Here is a 15,829-nt window from a genome sequence, read left to right as displayed (position 1 = left end):
GGCCCGTCGCATGATCCTCTTCGAGAACGTCACGAAGACCTACCCGCGGACGACTCGTCCGGCCCTGGACGACGTCAGCCTCGAGATCCCGCGCGGCGAGTTCGCCTTCGTCGTCGGCACGTCCGGCTCCGGCAAGTCGACGATGATGCAGCTCGTCATGAAGGAGCAGGACGTCTCCCGCGGCCGCATCCTCGTCGCCGGGCGTGACCTCGACCGCCTGCCCGAGCGCAAGGTCCCGGCCCTGCGCCGCGAGATCGGCTGTGTCTTCCAGGACTTCCGCCTGCTGCCCAACAAGACGGTCTTCCAGAACGTCGCCTACGCCCTCCAGGTCCTCGGCAGCAGCCGCGCCCGCATCCGCCAGACGGTGCCCGAGACGCTCGAGCTGGTGGGCCTCGCCGGCATGGAGAAGCGCCTGCCCCACCAGCTCTCGGGTGGCGAGCAGCAGCGCGTCGCCATCGCCCGCGCCTTCGTCAACCGGCCGCCGATCCTCCTCGCCGACGAGCCCACCGGCAACCTCGACCCCGACACGAGCCTGGGCATCGTCCAGCTGCTCGACCGCATCAACCGCACCGGCACGACCGTCGTCATGGCCACCCACGACACCGTCACCGTCAACGCCATGCGCAAGCGCGTCATCCGCCTCGACCGTGGCGTGCTCGTCAGCGACATGGAGGCCGGCGACTACACGACCGGCTCCATCCCGCGCATCCGGCTCGACGAGGAGGCCGAGGCGCCGCGCCGCGCGGTCGAGCCCGAGGTGTCCGACGGCTACGACGACGGGGACCCCACGGCATACGACACGGACGACGAGCCGGACGGGCTGCCGCCCATCGGGCGCGACGCCGACGCGCCACGCAGCAAGGGCGGAATCTTCCGGCGGCACAAGGCCGTCCAGACGAGCGACCGCTGAGCGCGAGACGAAGCGAGACACGACATGCGATTCCAGTTCCTCCTCGGCGAGATCGGCAACGGCCTCCGACGCAACCTCTCTATGGCCGTCTCGGTCGTCATCGTCACGATGATCTCGATGTACCTCCTCGGCCTCGGCCTCATGGGCCAGCGGCAGGTCGACACCATGAAGGACTACTGGTACGACCGCGTCCAGGTCACGGTCATGCTCTGCGCCGAGAAGACCCGCTTCACCAACTGCGCGGGCGAGGCGACGACCGACGCCCAGCGCACGGCGATCAAGGCCGAGCTCGAGGCCCTCAAGCCGACGGTCAAGGAGGTCTACTACGAGTCGCGCGACGAGGCGTACGAGCGGTTCAAGCAGACCTACAAGAACTCGCCGCTCGCGCGGGCGGGGGAGTCCTACTTCGCCGACTCCTACCGGGTGAACCTCAACGACGCCGGCAAGTTCGACGTCGTCGCGAGCTCGATCAAGGGCATGCCCGGCGTGGCCGACGTCCAGGACCAGAAGAAGCTCCTCGAGAAGTTCTTCACCTTCATGAACACCGTGTCCTGGGCAGCGATCGCGCTGTCCTCGCTCATGGTGCTCGCCGCCGTCATGCTCATCTCGACGACCATCCGCCAGACCGCCTTCAGCCGCCGGCGCGAGACGGGCATCATGCGGCTGGTCGGTGCCTCGAACTTCACGATCCGCTTCCCCTTCGTCATGGAGACCGTCCTGTCGAGCGTGCTCGGGGCGGTCCTGGCGATGGGGATGCTCTGGGCGACGGTGCGCTACGGCGTCGTCGGCTTCCTGAGCCAGACCCTGACCGACACGGCGTTCATCGGGGTCGCGGACGTCTACTACGTCGCGCCGTTCGTCATCCTCGGCGTCATCGTGCTCTCGAGCCTGACGTCCTGGGTGACGCTGCGCCGCTACCTGCGCGTCTGACCCGGCCCGAACTGCAAGATTTCCCGAATTCGCCCCGGGGCGATCGGGCGCCGTCGCATGCTGTCCCGGGCCGGCATTCGGCCCTGATCATGACGAACTCTCCCCAACGCGAGTGACGTGTGGTACCAATGGAGCATATGTGGCTCATGAGGCGTTCTGAGACGAGCGGACCCGCGACCCGACTGACGGCCGCAGGGCTCGTCATCGCGTGCTCCGTCTCCCTGGGTTCGGCGCTCGTCGCCCGTGCCGACTCGGTGTCGGACCAGAAGAAGCGCAACGACCAGAAGATCGCGTCGCTCGGCCAGCAGCTCGAGGGCACGAACGCCGCGCTCGCGCGCGCCTACGTCAACCTCCAGCGCACCAACGCCGCGCTCCCGATCGCCCAGCAGCGGGTCGCCTCGGCCCAGGCGGCCCAGATGCGCGCCCAGGCCGCCCAGGTCGCGGCCGAGGCCACCGAGGCCAGGGCGATCGCCGCCGAGGCCAAGGCCCGCGCGCACAACGAGGCCGTGGCCCAGAAGCTCGCCGTGGCCCAGGCCAACGAGCAGCGCGCCAAGGAGCAGCTCGCCAAGAGCGGGGCCGACCTCGTCAGCAGCCAGGACGCCCTCGACTCGTATGCCGCCGAGGTCTTCCAGGGGTCCGGCCAGGAGTCCCAGCTCGGGATGGTCTTCGGCTCCACCTCGCCGGAGGACTTCGCCAACCGGCTCGTCATGGCCGACACCGCGAGCGCGGTCGCCAGCGACACCATCGACAAGCTCGCCGCGATGACGGCCGACAACACCTCGACCCGCTCCTACCTCACGTCGGTGCGGGGCGAGATCGCCGAGCTCAAGCGCCAGGCCGAGGCCGCGCTGCGTGGCGCCGAGGCTGCGGCCGCGGCAGCCACCCAGGCCAAGAACCAGGCGATCATCGCCAAGAACAACGCCGTCACCGCAACGCAGAACGCCGCCGCCGCCAAGACCCAGCTCGACCAGCTGAAGTCGAAGCAGTCGGCCTACACCGCCGACCTCGCCGTGCAGAAGAAGAGCGAGGCCGCCGACCTCGCCGCCGCCCGCGCAGAGTCGTCCCGCCTGCAGGCCATCCTCGTCGAGCGGGCCCGCCAGGCCCGGATCGCGGAGCAGAAGCGCCAGGCCAAGCTGCGCGCCGAGCGCGCCGCCAAGATCCGCGCCGAGCGGGCCAAGGCCGCGGCCGCCAAGAAGCGCGGCCAGGTCTACATCCCCAAGACCCCGCCGCCGGTGCAGAGCGACCCGACGCCCTCGAACTACCTCAGCTACCCGGCCATCGGCCCGACGACGTCCGGCTTCGGCATGCGGTGGCACCCCGTGCTCCAGAAGTGGATGCTCCACGACGGTCTCGACTGGGGCATCGCCTGCGGCACCCCGGTGTATGCCGCGGCGCCCGGCGAGGTCATCCGCGCCGGCTGGCGCGCGAGCGGCTGGGGCAACCAGGTCCTCATCGACCACGGCATCCACCGGGGCGTCGACCTCGTCACGAGCTACAACCACCTGTCGAGCATCGTGAAGTTCGGCGGCAGCGTGAGGCGTGGCCAGCTCATCGGCTACTCCGGCACGACCGGCTACTCGACGGGCTGCCACCTGCACTTCGGCACCTACGAGGACGGGACGCCGGTCAACCCGCGCAAGTGGCTCTGAGCCGGCACGCGGACAAAACCGACTCTGAGCCGAGGGTCCCTTCGGGGTAGCGTTGGTGCGCTGACCACACACCCAGTAGGCGGAAGGACGGTCCGGTGCCCAAGGAGAAGGGGCGGTCGCTCATCGCGAGCAACCGCAAGGCCCGACACGACTACCTCATCGACGACACCTTCGAGGCGGGCATCGTCCTCTCCGGCACCGAGGTCAAGGCGCTGCGGATGGGGCGCGCGTCGCTCGTCGACGGCTTCGCCATGTTCACCGGCGACGAGCTCTACCTCGAGAACGTCCACATCCCCGAGTACCTCAACGGCACGTGGAACAACCACGCGCCGCGCCGCAAGCGCAAGCTGCTCCTGCACCGCGCAGAGCTGACGAAGATCGCGCACAAGACCCGTGAGAGCGGGCGCACCATCGTGCCGCTGGCCCTCTACTTCAAGGACGGCCGCGCCAAGGTGGAGATCGCGATCGCGACCGGCAAGAAGGAGTACGACAAGCGCCATGCGCTGCGCGAGCGCCAGGACAACCGCGAGGCCGACCGGGCGATGAGCGCGGCCAACCGCCGGCGCTGACCCTCCGACCGGAACCACGGGCCCCGATCCCGCGTCCGGTGTCAGGATGCAGGGACCAACGACGTGGAGGGACCCCGATGGCTGGACCGACCGGATCGACCCGATCGAGCGTGACCCGCGCCCGGCGCGTCGGCGTGCTGGCACTGCTCCTGGCGGCCGCACTGTTCCTGCTCGCCCCGGCGTCCGGCGCACAGGCCGCCGCCGACGAGGGCATGGACTCCTTCGCCGCGGTCTACGACCTGCAGCCCGACGGCAGCATGAAGGTCACCGAGACGATCACCTGGCGCTTCCCGAGCGGTGAGGAGCGGCACGGGATCTTCCGCGACATCGTCGTCCGGATGGGGTGGAACGGCGAGGAGAACCGCTACCGCTACTACGACCTCACCGACGTCGCCGTGTCGAGCCCGAGCGGCGCACCGGACGCCTTCCGCGTCAGCGACAACGGTGCCGCCAAGGAGATCCGGATCGGCTCGGCCGACGAGCTCACGAGCGGCACGCAGGTCTACACCGTCAGCTACACCCTGCACGACGTGCTCAACCCGATCACCGCCGACGGCAAGCCCGCCCCCGACTCGAGCCAGGCCGCCACCGTCGAGCTCTACTACAACGTCTTCGGGACCAACGAGATGACCGCCCGGGACCGGGTGTCGATCACCGTCAAGGCGCCGGCGACCCCGAGCCAGGTGGCCTGCTACCAGGGTGTCAACCGGTCCGACACGCCCTGCCAGGCGACGGCCGGCGACCCGGCCCGCTTCTCCGCGAGCGGTCTGACCGCAGGCGAGGCCATGTCGGTGCTCGCCTCCTACCCCGCCTCGGCGTTCGACAACGTGCGCGCCGACGTGCGCGAGGGCGACTCCGGCTCGACGATCGGCTCCGACGCGGCACCGGCCGCCAACGCCGCCGCCTGGGTGGGCGGCGTGGGAGCCCCCGTCCTCGCGCTGGCCGTCATGGGGACCCTCGTGTGGACCCGCGGCCGCGACGAGCGCTACGCCGACCTCACGCCGGGCCTCTCGCCCGCCTACGGCACCGGCGCCACGGGCGACGGGACCCCGAGTGCCACCACCATGCGCGGCGGGTCGTCCACCGTCGCGGTCCAGTTCCAGCCGCCGAAGGGCGTGCAGCCGGGCATGGTCGGCACCATCATCGACGAGACCGCCAACCCCATCGACGTCTCGGCCACGGTCATCGACCTCGCGGTGCGCGGCTTCATCCGCATCGAGGAGAGCGGCGGCGGGGGAGTGTTCACCCGCACGGACTGGACGCTGACCCGGCTCGCGCCACCCCCGGACGAGCGGCTGCTGCCCTACGAGCGCCAGCTGCTCGACGGCATCTTCGCCAGCCGAGGCGACGTCGTGCGCCTCTCGGAGCTGAAGAACACCTTCGCGAGCACCCTCAAGCGCATCCAGGCCGGGATGTACGAGGAGGTCGTGACGCGTGGCTGGTTCCGGTCCTCACCCCAGACCCAGCGCAGCGCGTGGCAGGGTCTCGGGCTCGTCATCGCCGTGCTCGGCGGCCTCATGCTCTTCTACGGCCGCCCCGCGATCAGGGCGATCCTCGGCGGCAGCTTCGGTGGCGGGGTCGCCCTCGGCATCGGCCTCGTCGTCGCGGGCCTCATCGTCTGGATCCTCGGCGGGCGGATGGCCGCCAAGACCGCCGAGGGCTCGGCGGTGCTCGCCCAGTCCCTCGGCTTCAAGGAGTACCTCACGACCGCCGAGGCCGGGCAGATCGAGTTCGAGGAGGCGTCCAACATCTTCAGCCGGTACCTCCCGTATGCCGTCGTCTTCGGTGTCGCGGACCGCTGGGCCAGCACGTTCGCCGACGTCGCGAGGGCGGCCGAGGCCGCGAACCGTCCGCTCGTGATGCCGACGTGGTACGTCTGGAGCGGCAACGCGTTCCCCGACTTCACGAGCATCGCCGACGGCGTCGACTCCTTCTCGACGACGTCGACGGGCACCTTCACCTCGACGCCGGGATCGTCCGGCTCGTCCGGGTTCTCAGGCGGAGGCGGCTTCTCCGGTGGTGGTGGCGGCGGTTCGTCGTCCGGCTCGTGGTAGGTCAGCGGCGACGACGGGGCCGGCGGTCTCCCGCCGGCCCCGTCGAGCTCCGCCGTCTCAGCAGGTGATGCTGAGGGTGAAGCGGATGTTGGTCGGAGTGCCCGAGACCGCGTACGTGTAGATCGTCACCGTGTTCCCGGAGGGGACCGCGCTGGCGATGTAGCCGCCGGACCCGTCGGGGTCCGCGTGGGCGGCACACGTGCTGACGTTCCGGGCGGTGGTGACCTGGTAGGTGCCCGTGGCGATGCGGGCGCTGTTGGTCAGCAGGGGCGTGCCGGAGGTGAGCGTGCCGTCGAGCTCGACGTGGCCCTGGATCTGGGGCGTGTAGTAGCCGTTGACGTCGATGGCCAGGTGCGCCGGTCCGAGGGTGTTCTTGATCGTGAGGGACTGCTGCACGGATAGGTGACATCTGATCTGCGTCGATGTGTGTCGGCGCTGGAAGGATGTGCACCATGCCCAAGGCGTTTCCCAACGAGTTCCGCGAGGACGTGATCCGGGTCTTCAAGGAGTCGGATGCCTCCGTGGCCCAGGTCGCGAAGGACTTCGGCATCTCGCCGTCGTGCCTGAAGCGGTGGCTGACGATCGATGAACGACGCTCGGCCAGCGCTGCGAGCCCGGCCCGGACCTCCAATGAGTCCGAGGCGCTTCGGGAGGCGAACAAGCGGATCAAGCTTCTCGAGCAGGAGAACGAGGTCCTGCGCCGCGCGGCCGCCTATCTCTCGCAGGCGCACCTGCCGGGAAAATGATGTACCCGCTCGTCCGCGAGCTCGCCGGCGACGGGATCCCCGTCACGGTGACGTGCCGGGTGCTGAAGATCGCCCGCCAGCCCTACTACCGCTGGCTGGCCAACCCGATCACCGACACCGAGCTGACCGCGGCCTACCGGGCGAACGCGTTGTTCGACGCCCACCGCGACGACCCGGAGTTCGGCTACCGGTTCCTGCTCGACGAGGCCCGCGACGCCGGGCAGGCGATGGCCGAACGGACCGCGTGGAAGCTGTGCTCGCAGCAGGGTTGGTGGTCCGCGTTCGGCAAGAAGCGCGGCCGCAACGGCAAGACGCCGGGACCGCCGGTGCACGACGACCTGGTCGAGCGCGACTTCACCGCGCCCGCCCCGAATCGGCTGTGGCTGTCCGACATCACCGAGCACTGGACCGGCGAGGGCAAGCTCTACCTGTGCGCGATCAAGGACGTCTACTCCAACCGCATCGTCGGCTACTCGATCGACTCACGGATGAAGTCCTCCCTCGCCGTCGCAGCCCTGGACAACGCCGTCGCCCGACGCCACGCTGACGGCGCGGACGTGGCCGGATGTGTCCTGCACACGGACCGCGGGTCGCAGTTCCGGTCCAGAAAACTGGTCCACCAGCTCCACCGTCACGGCATGGTCGGCTCGATGGGCCGGGTCGGGGCGGCCGGTGACAACGCAGCCATGGAGTCGTTCTTCGCGCTGCTGCAGAAGAACGTCCTGAACCGTCGCGCGTGGGCGACCCGCGAGCAGTTGCGGATCGCGATCGTCACCTGGATCGAACGCACCTATCACCGCCGCCGGAGACAGCCTCGGCTCGGGCGGTTGACCCCGGTCGAATACGAGTTGATCATGACGACAACCGCCACGCAGGTGGCCTAACCGAAACTGTCACCCGTCCGTGCAGCAGACCCTGACCTTGCCGCCTGTGCCGATCTGGGCGGTGCCGGCGGTGGTGACGTTGACCCCCTTGGCGTAGTAGAGGCTGCCCTGCCCGACGGGAGCTCCGGTCGGATACATGACGAACACCCCGTTCGCGTCCGCGAAGGCCGACGACAGGCGCGCGCTCACCGCCGTGGCATAGCTGGGGACCCCGCACCCGCCGGACGTGCCGCCCTGGGCCGGGAAGCCGGTCGTGCCGGTGACCTGGAAGTTGCGCGTCGCGCCGTTCGGGATCTTCCCGCCGGCGGTGGCCGTCGCGGCCACTCGGCAGTTCTTGAGCGGCACGAACACCGACATCGGGTTCGGCTCGATCGCCGTGGCCAGGGCGCTCTGCGCGGCGACGGGCTCGTCGGCGGCCGGGATCGGCGGGGGAGTCGGGGCCGTGCTCGTGACGGCCGTGGGGTCGGCGTTGGCGATGCCGAGTCCTCCGGCGACGGTGCCGAGGCCGACGGCCGCGACGATGGCGAGCTTGCTGATGGCGCGCATGGGTCCTCCGAGGGTTGTGGTGGCCATCGCCTGCCCCGGGCAGTGCGAGATCCGGGGGCGCGGTCGACGTGCCTTTCGGTGCCGGGCGAGGGCGCGGTGATACACGGCACCGCCCGGCGCAAGGTGTCCCCTCAGCGCTGTCGGGCGGCCCGGGCCTCGTGCGTCGCCGGCGCGGGCACCCGCGCCGGGACCCGTGCCGAGGCCAGGGCGAGCAGGGCCCCGACGCCCGCCACGACGCCGCAGAGCGGCCACAGCAGACCGGGGGCGGCGGCATACACGATCCCGCCCAGCGGCGCGGAGAGCATCGTCCCGCTCGTCGCGGCGCCGGTGTAGAGGCCCTGGTACTGCCCGACGAGGTGAGCCGGTGCTGCGTCGAGCACGTGCGCGGTGGCCGTCGTCTTGTAGAGGATCTCGCCGGCGGTGAGCACCACCATGGCGACGACGGCCGCGGCCGCGACACCCAGCCAGGTCAGCCCGAAGATGACGAAACCGACTGCCACGAGGGCGTATCCGGTCGCGATGATGGGGATGGAGGGCCGGTCCCGGAGCCACAGGGCCACGGGGATCTCGAGGGCGAGGATGAGCCCCGACCCGACCGCCACGAGCAGCGTGTAGAGCGCCAGTGGCTGGCCGTGGTCACGCAGGTGCAGCGGCAGCGTCGAGTAGAGCTGACGGTAGACGAGGTCGACGAGCACGACCCCCGGCAGGAGCATCAGGAGCGAGCGATCGCCACGGACGGCCCGCCAGAGCCCGGCCGGGGCGTCGGGTGCGGGCGCCGCCGGCGCGTCGTCGGGCAGGAAGTGCGACGTCACGTGGCGCAGCACGAGGGTGAGGACGCCGTCGAGGACGAAGAGCGTGTCGTAGCCGTGGCCGGCGAGCAGTGCTCCGACGGGAGGGCCGATGACGAAGCCGGCGTTCGACGCGGCGCGGCTCACGGCGACCGACGACCGACGCGACCCAGCCGGGACGGCGAGGGCCGCGAGTGCACCCTGCCCGAGGGAGGCGACGGCCCCGAGGTAGCCGGTCACCGGCATCGTCACGGCGAGCAGCCACACCGGCTGCCACGGGATGAGTGCCGTGAGCACGCCGACGACGCTCGCCGCGAGGAGCAGGACGCGGCGGTGGCCGTGGCGGTCGCCGAACCGCCCGCCCGTCACGTTCCCGAGGAGCGCTCCGACGCCGTTCGAGCCGGCGATGATGCCGGCCGGCACGACCCCGAGTCCTCGGGGCCCGGTGAGGTAGAGCACGAGGAAGAGCATGAGGAAGGCGCTGGCCGAGCTGACGAACCGCCCGGCGGCCAGCACCCAGACGACTCTCGGGAGGTCTCGCAGGTCGCGCACCCCGACATCAGACCACAGTGAGTCTCTTTTGGGAACTAAGTTAGGATGGCGACATGACGAGGCGACACGCGAGCGCCGTCGACCCGTGCGGCATCGCCCACGCCGTCGGTGTCCTCGGAGACCCATGGAGCCTGCTCGTCCTGCGCGACGTCGCCGGCGGGTGCACCCGCTTCGACCAGCTCGTCGCCGAGACGGGGATCTCCCGCAAGGTCCTCACCCAACGCCTCGACGCCCTCGTCGCCGACGGCGTCCTCGAGCGCCGCGCCTACTCCGAGCGTCCGCCCCGTCACGAGTACGTCCTCACCGCCCTCGGCCGCGGCGCCCTCCCGGTCCTCAGCGCCCTGCAGCAGTTCGGCGACACCTGGCTGCTCGGCGACGGGCGCCCCGACGCCGGTGCCGCCACCGACTCCAACGAGGTCATGCGGGTGAGCAGCCTGATCGGACAGAGGATCCCGCGCCTGCACGCGCTCGACCCCGTGACCGACGAGCCGTTCACGGTGGTCTACTGCTACCCCGGCAACGCGTTCCCCGGGGCCGACGATATCCCCGGCGGCGTCGGGTGCACGCTCGAGTCGTGCACCTACCGGGACCGGCTCGGCGAGTTCGCCGGCCTTGGAGCCGCCGTCGTCGGGGTCTCGACCCAGCGCCCGGGGGAGCAGGCCGAGTTCGCCGCCGCGAACGGCATCCGCTTCCCCCTGCTCTCGGACGCCGACCTCGAGCTGACGACGGCGCTGCGCCTGCCGACCTTCCGCGCCGGTGGCACGACACGGCTCAAGCGCCAGACGCTCGTCGTCGACCGCGACCGCGTCGTGCGCGCGACGCTCTTCCCGATCCCCGACGTCACCGGCTCGGTCGAGGACGCCCTGCGGCTCGTCCGCGAGCTCGCGTCCGTCGCCGAGCCCGACGTGAGGCCTAGCTGACGCGGTGCAGGATGCCCTGCGTGCCGCTGTCATAGCCGGTGCGGTACGCGAGGACGTCGTCCCCGAGCACGAAGTAGTCACCCCCGCCCGTCCGCAGCTCGCAGGACGAGGAGCTGTCCGGGCTGAACGAGCCGGTCGCGAAGTCGAAGGCCGGGCCGTCGTCGATCTTGACGAGCGTGATGCTGCCGACGCAGGGGAGCAGGCTCGTCGTCATAGTGCCGCACGGCCGTCTCTCGGCGCACGTGCTCGTCACGACGAGCGTCAGCGTGTAGTCGAGCGCCCCCGACCGGGCGGGACCCGACCAGGTCCCGGTCAGCCGCTCGAGCAGCTCGGACCGTGGCGCGGGCACCGGTGCGGGGACGGGCGTCAGGGGTCGCGCTGTGGAGGAGGCGCTGCCCAGGGACCCGGCTCGCGACGAACCCGAGGCCTCCGACCCGGCCACGACGTCCTGCTGCGACCCCGGAGGCGGCAGGAAGTGGGTGACGAGCGTCGCGGCAGCGGTGATCGCGGCGGCTCCGAGCGCCGTGACGGCCGCCCATCCGCTCGCGCTGAGCCCTCCGCGTCCCGATGGCTCGGGGTCCGGGCGGAGCTCCTCGGGATCGCCCATGACGCACCTGCTTCGATCTCCCCGAGACCACGAGCGTAGCGACGTCGGACACCGGTGCACACGAGAACCGGGCGTATGCCGCCGGGCGGGGGTGACGGCATACGCGCCGTGCGTGGGTTGCTGCGGTGGGCGAACCTGCGGTGGGCGAACCCGCGGTCAGCCGATGACGACGAGCAGGTCTCCGCCCTCGACCTGCTGGTGCGCACCGATGGCGACCCTCGAGACGGTGCCACCCGTGGGGCTCGTGATGTTGGCCTCCATCTTCATGGCCTCGATCGTCGCGACGACGCCGCCGGCCTCGACCGCGTCGCCCTCGGCCACCGCGAGCGTCACGACGCCGGCGAAGGGTGCAGCGACCTGGCCCGTGGCCCCCGGGTCCGCCTTCTCGGCGGACTTGACGTCGGCTTCGACGGACCGGTCGCGCACCTGGATCGGGCGGAACTGCCCGTTGAGGGTGCACATGACGGTGCGCATGCCCTTGGAGTCGGCCTCGCCGATGGACTGGACGCCGAGGATGAGCCGCTTGCCCGGCTCGATCTCCACCTCGTACTCCTCGCCGGCCTCGAGGCCGTGGAGGAACTCGACGGTGCCGAGCACGGAGAGGTCGCCGTAGGACTCGCGGGAGCTCTCGAACTCCTTCGTCGGTCCGGGGAAGAGCAGCTCGTTGAGCGTGCGTCGGGGGGCCTCGTCGAGGGCACGCTCCTGGTCCGGCGTGAGCTCGGTCAGCCGCGGCTTGGAGCGGCGACCGGCGAGGGCCTTGGTGCGGAAGGGCTCCGGCCACCCACCGGGCGGGTCGCCGAGCTCTCCGTTGAGGAAGCCGATGACCGAGTCGGGGATGTCGAAGCGCTGCGGGTCGTCCTCGAAGTCCTTCGGGTCGGCGCCCGCGCCGACGAGCGCGAGGGCGAGGTCACCGACGACCTTCGAGCTCGGCGTCACCTTGACGACGTTGCCGAGGATGCGGTTCGCGGCGGCATACATGTCCTCGATGGCCTCGAAGCGGTCGCCGAGGCCGAGGGCGATCGCCTGCTGGCGGAGGTTGCTCAGCTGGCCACCGGGGATCTCGTGGAAGTAGACGCGCCCGGTGGGGGAGTCGAGACCCGACTCGAAGGGCCGGTAGAGGTGACGCACCGCCTCCCAGTAGGGCTCGAGGGCGAAGACGTTCTCGATGTCGAGACCCGTCGGGCGGTCGGTGTCGTCGGTCGCGGCGACGAGGGCCGAGAGCGAGGGCTGGCTCGTCGTGCCCGCCATCGTCGCCGTGGCCGCGTCGACGGCATCGACCCCGGCGTCGATGGCGGCGAGCAGCGTGCCGATCTGGCCTCCGGCCGTGTCGTGGGTGTGCAGGTGCACCGGGAGGTCGAAGCGCTCGCGCAGCGCCCGGACGAGGCGGGCCGCGGCCGGGGCGCGGAGCAGTCCGGCCATGTCCTTGATGGCGAGCACGTGGGCCCCCGTGTCGACGATCTGCTCGGCGAGGCGGAGGTAGTAGTCGAGCGTGTAGAGCTTCTCGCCGGGCGACATGAGGTTGCCGGTGTAGCAGAGCGCGACCTCGGCGACCGCGGTGTCCGTCGCGAGCACGGCCTCGACGGCCGGCCGCATCTGCGACACGTCGTTGAGCGAGTCGAAGATGCGGAAGATGTCGAGGCCCGTCGACGCGGCCTCGCGCACGAAGGCGTCGGTCACGGCCGTCGGGTAGGGCGTGTAGCCGACGGTGTTGCGCCCGCGGAGCAGCATCTGGAGGGGGATGTTGGGCATCGCCTCGCGCAGGGCGGCGAGGCGCTCCCACGGGTCCTCGGCGAGGAAACGCAGCGCGACGTCGTAGGTGGCGCCGCCCCAGGCCTCCATCGAGAGCAGCTGCGGTGTCAGGTGCGAGACGTGCGTGGCGACGTGGAGCAGGTCGCGGGTGCGCATGCGCGTGGCGAGGAGCGACTGGTGCGCGTCGCGGAAGGTCGTGTCGGTGACGGCGACGTCGTTCGCCGCGCGGAGCGCACGCGCGAAGGCGGCCGGCCCGTCGGCGACGAGACGGTCCCGGGCCCCGGGAGGCAGCGGGGCGTCCGGGAGCGGGGGGAGCTTGGTGCGGGGGCGGATCCGCGTCGTGACCGGGCCGTTGGGCTGGTTGACCGTGACGTCGGCGAGGTAGCTGAGCAGCTTCGTCGCACGGTCGGCGCTGACGCGCGCCGAGAGCAGCTCGGGACGCTGGTCGATGAACGACGTCGTGGCCAGGCCGTCCTGGAAGACCGGGTCGCCGAGCACCGCCTCGAGGAACGGGATGTTGGTCGAGACGCCGCGGATGCGGAACTCCGCGAGCGCGCGCTGCGCCCGGCGCACGGCGATCGGGAACGTCATCCCGCGGCACGTCAGCTTGACGAGCATCGAGTCGAAGTGGGCGCTGATCTCGGCGCCGACGAAGACGGTGCCGCCGTCGAGGCGCACACCGCTGCCACCGGCCGAGCGGTAGACCGTGATGGTCCCCGCGTCGGGACGGAAGCCGTTGGCGGGGTCCTCGGTCGTGATCCGGCACTGCAGGGCGAAGCCCTTGGTGCGGATGTCGTCCTGGCGCAGACCCATCGACGCGAAGGTGTCGCCCGACGCGATCTGCATCTGCATAACGACGAGGTCGATGTCGGTGACCTCCTCGGTCACCGTGTGCTCCACCTGGATGCGCGGGTTCATCTCGATGAAGACGTAGCGGCCGTCCTCACCGAGGAGGAACTCGACGGTGCCGGCGTTGACGTAGCCGATGGAGCGCGCGAACTCGACGGCATCGGCGCACATGCTCTCTCGCGTCGCCGCGTCGAGGTTGGGCGCCGGCGCGATCTCGACGACCTTCTGGTGGCGGCGCTGGAGCGAGCAGTCGCGCTCGTAGAGGTGGACGACCTCGCCGGTGCTGTCGGCGAGCACCTGGACCTCGATGTGGCGCGGGTTGACCACCGCCTCCTCGAGGTAGAGGGTCGGGTCCCCGAACGCCGACTCGGCCTCGCGCTGGGCGGCCTCGAGCGCGTCGCGCAGACCCTCGCGGGCCTCGACGCGGCGCATGCCCCGGCCGCCACCACCGCTGACCGCCTTGACGAAGACGGGGAAGCCGATGTCCTCGGCCGCGGCCTCGAGGGTGTCGAGGTCGGTGCCGGGCTCGGAGCCGCGCAGCGTCGGCAGGCCGGCGTCACGCGCGGCAGCGATGGCGCGGGCCTTGTGGCCCGTGAGGTGCAGCACCGAGGCCGGGGGCCCGATGAAGGTGATGCCGGCCGCGTCGCACGCCTCGGCGAGAAGCGGGTTCTCCGAGAGGAAGCCGTAACCGGGGTAGATCGCGTCGGCACCCGCCTCGACGGCCTTCGCGACGATCGCCTCGTGGTCGAGGTAGGCGCGGACCGGGTGGCCCTCCTCGCCGATCTGGTAGGCCTCGTCGGCCTTGAGCCGGTGCTCGCTCTTGCGGTCCTCGTAGGGGAAGACGGCGACCGTCCGGGCGCCGAGCTCGGTCGCGGCCCGGAAGGCGCGGACGGCGATCTCGCCACGGTTGGCGACGAGTACCTTGCGGAACATCGGACCTCCAGGGTGCGGGGGCGACTGGTGTGGTCCGCGTCGACCACGGTCGGCAGCCTAGTGGCGGGCCCCTGACCCCCGGGCGCGGTGCTCCCCTTCGAGACGGGAATGCCTTGGACCGTCCCGACGTTCCTCCTGCATACTGTGGACTCCACCCCGGTGGAGCACAGGGCAGCTTGACAAGTGAACAGCGTGACGTGGACACCCCTCACGGGGGTGATCGGTTTCGACGGTGGTCGACACATCAGGGGAAGCGGGTCGAGGATGCAGGGTTATCTCGTAAACGCTCCTTGCAAAACAATAGGTGCCAATTCCAAGCGCACCGACTTCGCCCTCGCCGCCTGAGCGAGCCTCGAAGTCTGTCAGCCTGAGCTAGTTTCCGACTCAGTGTCTGGCATCAGCTAGGAAACTTGCTGCGCAGTCATGTTGGGGGGCTGCGCGGGACTCTTACTCAACTGGGCCTGTCAGGGGACGCGTGCGTGCGAGCCCTGGGGCCGAGAAAAGCCATAGCGCACTGCACCCGGAGAAGCCCTGGTTTCTCGTCATCGGACGCGGGTTCAATTCCCGCCACCTCCACCACTCACGTGGTGGCCACGTCACGCTGTCGCCGACAAGCGCAGGAGGGCGTCCCGTTCGCGGGACGCCCTCCTGTCGTATGCCGTCACGCCGGTCGCGCGGGCCGGCCGGCTCAGCGCAGGCGCAGGTCCTCGCTGCCGCCCGTGCGGCCCGGTCCGACGAGGTCCGGTCCGAACGCGGACCAGGACCCGCCGTCGACGGGGACGATCCGCTTCCCGAGCGGGAAGAGCGAGACCGGGATGAGCTTGAGGTTGCCGAGGGCCAGCGGGATGCCGACGATCGTCACGGCCTGCGCGATGGCCGTCGTGACGTGCCCGAGTGCGAGCCACCAGCCGAAGAAGACGACCCACAGCACGTTGCCGAGGGTCGAGGCGACGCCGGCGGCCGGGTGGTCGACGACCGTGCGCCCGAACGGCCACAGCGCGAACCACCCGATGCGGAAGGCGGCCAGCCCCAACGGGATCCCGACGATCGTCACGCAGGCGACGACCCCGGCCAGCAGGTAGAGCAGCCAGAGCCAGAAGCCGCCGAAGACGACCCAGACGACGTTGAGGACCAGCCGCAAGG

General features: G+C 70.9%; 13 protein-coding genes and 1 other RNA gene. 8 read left to right on the top strand and 6 right to left on the bottom strand.

Translation table 11 applies throughout. The features are described 5' to 3' along the window. The first annotated feature begins 10 nt into the window (after positions 1-10). The 5 genes from ftsE to ACSQ2D_RS14145 all read left to right on the top strand — a co-directional run bounded on the left by ftsE (position 11) and on the right by ACSQ2D_RS14145 (position 6,112). Positions 11-910 carry a cell division ATP-binding protein FtsE gene (gene ftsE / locus ACSQ2D_RS14165; protein WP_435986573.1) on the top strand — a complete coding sequence of 300 codons (900 nt, stop codon included), beginning with the start codon at positions 11-13 and terminating at the stop codon, positions 908-910. A 24-nt stretch (positions 911-934) separates the two neighbouring features. Beyond that, the gene (gene ftsX / locus ACSQ2D_RS14160) at positions 935-1,840 is read left to right on the top strand and encodes a permease-like cell division protein FtsX (RefSeq protein WP_435986572.1); all 906 of its coding nucleotides are present in this window, start codon (positions 935-937) and stop codon (positions 1,838-1,840) included. Positions 1,841-1,986: 146 nt separating this feature from the next. Continuing rightward, a complete protein-coding gene (locus ACSQ2D_RS14155) occupies positions 1,987-3,489 on the top strand; it encodes a M23 family metallopeptidase (protein ID WP_435986571.1) in 1,503 nt (500 codons plus the stop codon). Between the two features lie 95 nt (positions 3,490-3,584). Then, complete coding sequence (smpB, locus tag ACSQ2D_RS14150) at positions 3,585-4,058, top strand: SsrA-binding protein SmpB (RefSeq protein WP_056775785.1); 474 nt, start codon at positions 3,585-3,587, stop codon at positions 4,056-4,058. A gap of 77 nt (positions 4,059-4,135) precedes the next feature. Continuing rightward, positions 4,136-6,112, top strand: coding sequence for a DUF2207 domain-containing protein (locus ACSQ2D_RS14145; protein WP_435986570.1), 1,977 nt, complete (start codon positions 4,136-4,138; stop codon positions 6,110-6,112). 57 nt (positions 6,113-6,169) lie between these two features. Here ACSQ2D_RS14145 and ACSQ2D_RS14140 read toward each other — a convergent pair whose 3' ends face one another. Then, on the bottom strand, positions 6,170-6,508 hold the full coding sequence (locus ACSQ2D_RS14140) for a hypothetical protein (RefSeq protein ID WP_435986569.1): 339 nt from the start codon (positions 6,506-6,508) through the stop codon (positions 6,170-6,172). Between the two features lie 56 nt (positions 6,509-6,564). Here ACSQ2D_RS14140 and ACSQ2D_RS14135 point away from each other — a divergent pair. Then, a protein-coding gene (locus tag ACSQ2D_RS14135) for an IS3 family transposase (protein ID WP_435985665.1) occupies positions 6,565-7,742 on the top strand; the annotation gives its coding sequence in 2 pieces (ribosomal slippage) (positions 6,565-6,849 and positions 6,852-7,742; 1,176 coding nt in all). 9 nt (positions 7,743-7,751) lie between these two features. Here the strand turns inward: ACSQ2D_RS14135 and ACSQ2D_RS14130 are convergent. Continuing rightward, positions 7,752-8,288 carry a hypothetical protein gene (locus ACSQ2D_RS14130; protein WP_435986568.1) on the bottom strand — a complete coding sequence of 179 codons (537 nt, stop codon included), beginning with the start codon at positions 8,286-8,288 and terminating at the stop codon, positions 7,752-7,754. Positions 8,289-8,419: 131 nt separating this feature from the next. Continuing rightward, positions 8,420-9,628, bottom strand: a complete 1,209-nt coding sequence (locus ACSQ2D_RS14125) for an MFS transporter (RefSeq protein WP_435986567.1) — start codon at positions 9,626-9,628, stop codon at positions 8,420-8,422. Positions 9,629-9,681: 53 nt separating this feature from the next. Here ACSQ2D_RS14125 and ACSQ2D_RS14120 point away from each other — a divergent pair, with 53 nt between their 5' ends. Then, complete coding sequence (locus tag ACSQ2D_RS14120) at positions 9,682-10,548, top strand: winged helix-turn-helix transcriptional regulator (RefSeq protein ID WP_435986566.1); 867 nt, start codon at positions 9,682-9,684, stop codon at positions 10,546-10,548. Here ACSQ2D_RS14120 and ACSQ2D_RS14115 read toward each other — a convergent pair. Both ACSQ2D_RS14115 and ACSQ2D_RS14110 read right to left on the bottom strand, forming a co-directional pair. Next, the gene (locus ACSQ2D_RS14115) at positions 10,541-11,155 is read right to left on the bottom strand and encodes a hypothetical protein (RefSeq protein ID WP_435986565.1); all 615 of its coding nucleotides are present in this window, start codon (positions 11,153-11,155) and stop codon (positions 10,541-10,543) included. The genes ACSQ2D_RS14120 and ACSQ2D_RS14115 overlap by 8 nt on opposite strands. Positions 11,156-11,311: 156 nt before the next feature. Then, positions 11,312-14,686, bottom strand: a complete 3,375-nt coding sequence (locus ACSQ2D_RS14110) for a pyruvate carboxylase (protein WP_435986564.1) — start codon at positions 14,684-14,686, stop codon at positions 11,312-11,314. A 212-nt stretch (positions 14,687-14,898) separates the two neighbouring features. Here ACSQ2D_RS14110 and ssrA point away from each other — a divergent pair. Further along, positions 14,899-15,265, top strand: a transfer-messenger RNA (tmRNA) gene (gene ssrA, locus ACSQ2D_RS14105). 109 nt (positions 15,266-15,374) lie between these two features. Here the strand turns inward: ssrA and ACSQ2D_RS14100 are convergent. Next, the gene (locus ACSQ2D_RS14100) at positions 15,375-15,827 is read right to left on the bottom strand and encodes a YccF domain-containing protein (RefSeq protein ID WP_435986563.1); all 453 of its coding nucleotides are present in this window, start codon (positions 15,825-15,827) and stop codon (positions 15,375-15,377) included. Positions 15,828-15,829 lie beyond the last annotated feature (2 nt).

Source organism: Terrabacter sp. LjRoot27 (assembly GCF_964254175.1).
Taxonomy (GTDB): Bacteria; Actinomycetota; Actinomycetes; order Actinomycetales; family Dermatophilaceae; genus Terrabacter.
This window is presented reverse-complemented; position numbering and strand designations above follow the sequence as displayed.

Bases quoted from the DNA above. Each gene is read 5' to 3' on its own strand.
- ftsE (WP_435986573.1), top strand. From the start codon at position 11: ATGATCCTCTTCGAGAACGTCACGAAGACCTACCCGCGGACGACTCGT.
- ftsX (WP_435986572.1), top strand. From the start codon at position 935: ATGCGATTCCAGTTCCTCCTCGGCGAGATCGGCAACGGCCTCCGACGC.
- ACSQ2D_RS14155 (WP_435986571.1), top strand. From the start codon at position 1,987: ATGAGGCGTTCTGAGACGAGCGGACCCGCGACCCGACTGACGGCCGCA.
- ACSQ2D_RS14145 (WP_435986570.1), top strand. From the start codon at position 4,136: ATGGCTGGACCGACCGGATCGACCCGATCGAGCGTGACCCGCGCCCGG.
- ACSQ2D_RS14130 (WP_435986568.1), bottom strand. From the start codon at position 8,288: ATGCGCGCCATCAGCAAGCTCGCCATCGTCGCGGCCGTCGGCCTCGGC.
- ACSQ2D_RS14120 (WP_435986566.1), top strand. From the start codon at position 9,682: ATGACGAGGCGACACGCGAGCGCCGTCGACCCGTGCGGCATCGCCCAC.
- ACSQ2D_RS14115 (WP_435986565.1), bottom strand. From the start codon at position 11,155: ATGGGCGATCCCGAGGAGCTCCGCCCGGACCCCGAGCCATCGGGACGC.
- ACSQ2D_RS14110 (WP_435986564.1), bottom strand. From the start codon at position 14,686: ATGTTCCGCAAGGTACTCGTCGCCAACCGTGGCGAGATCGCCGTCCGC.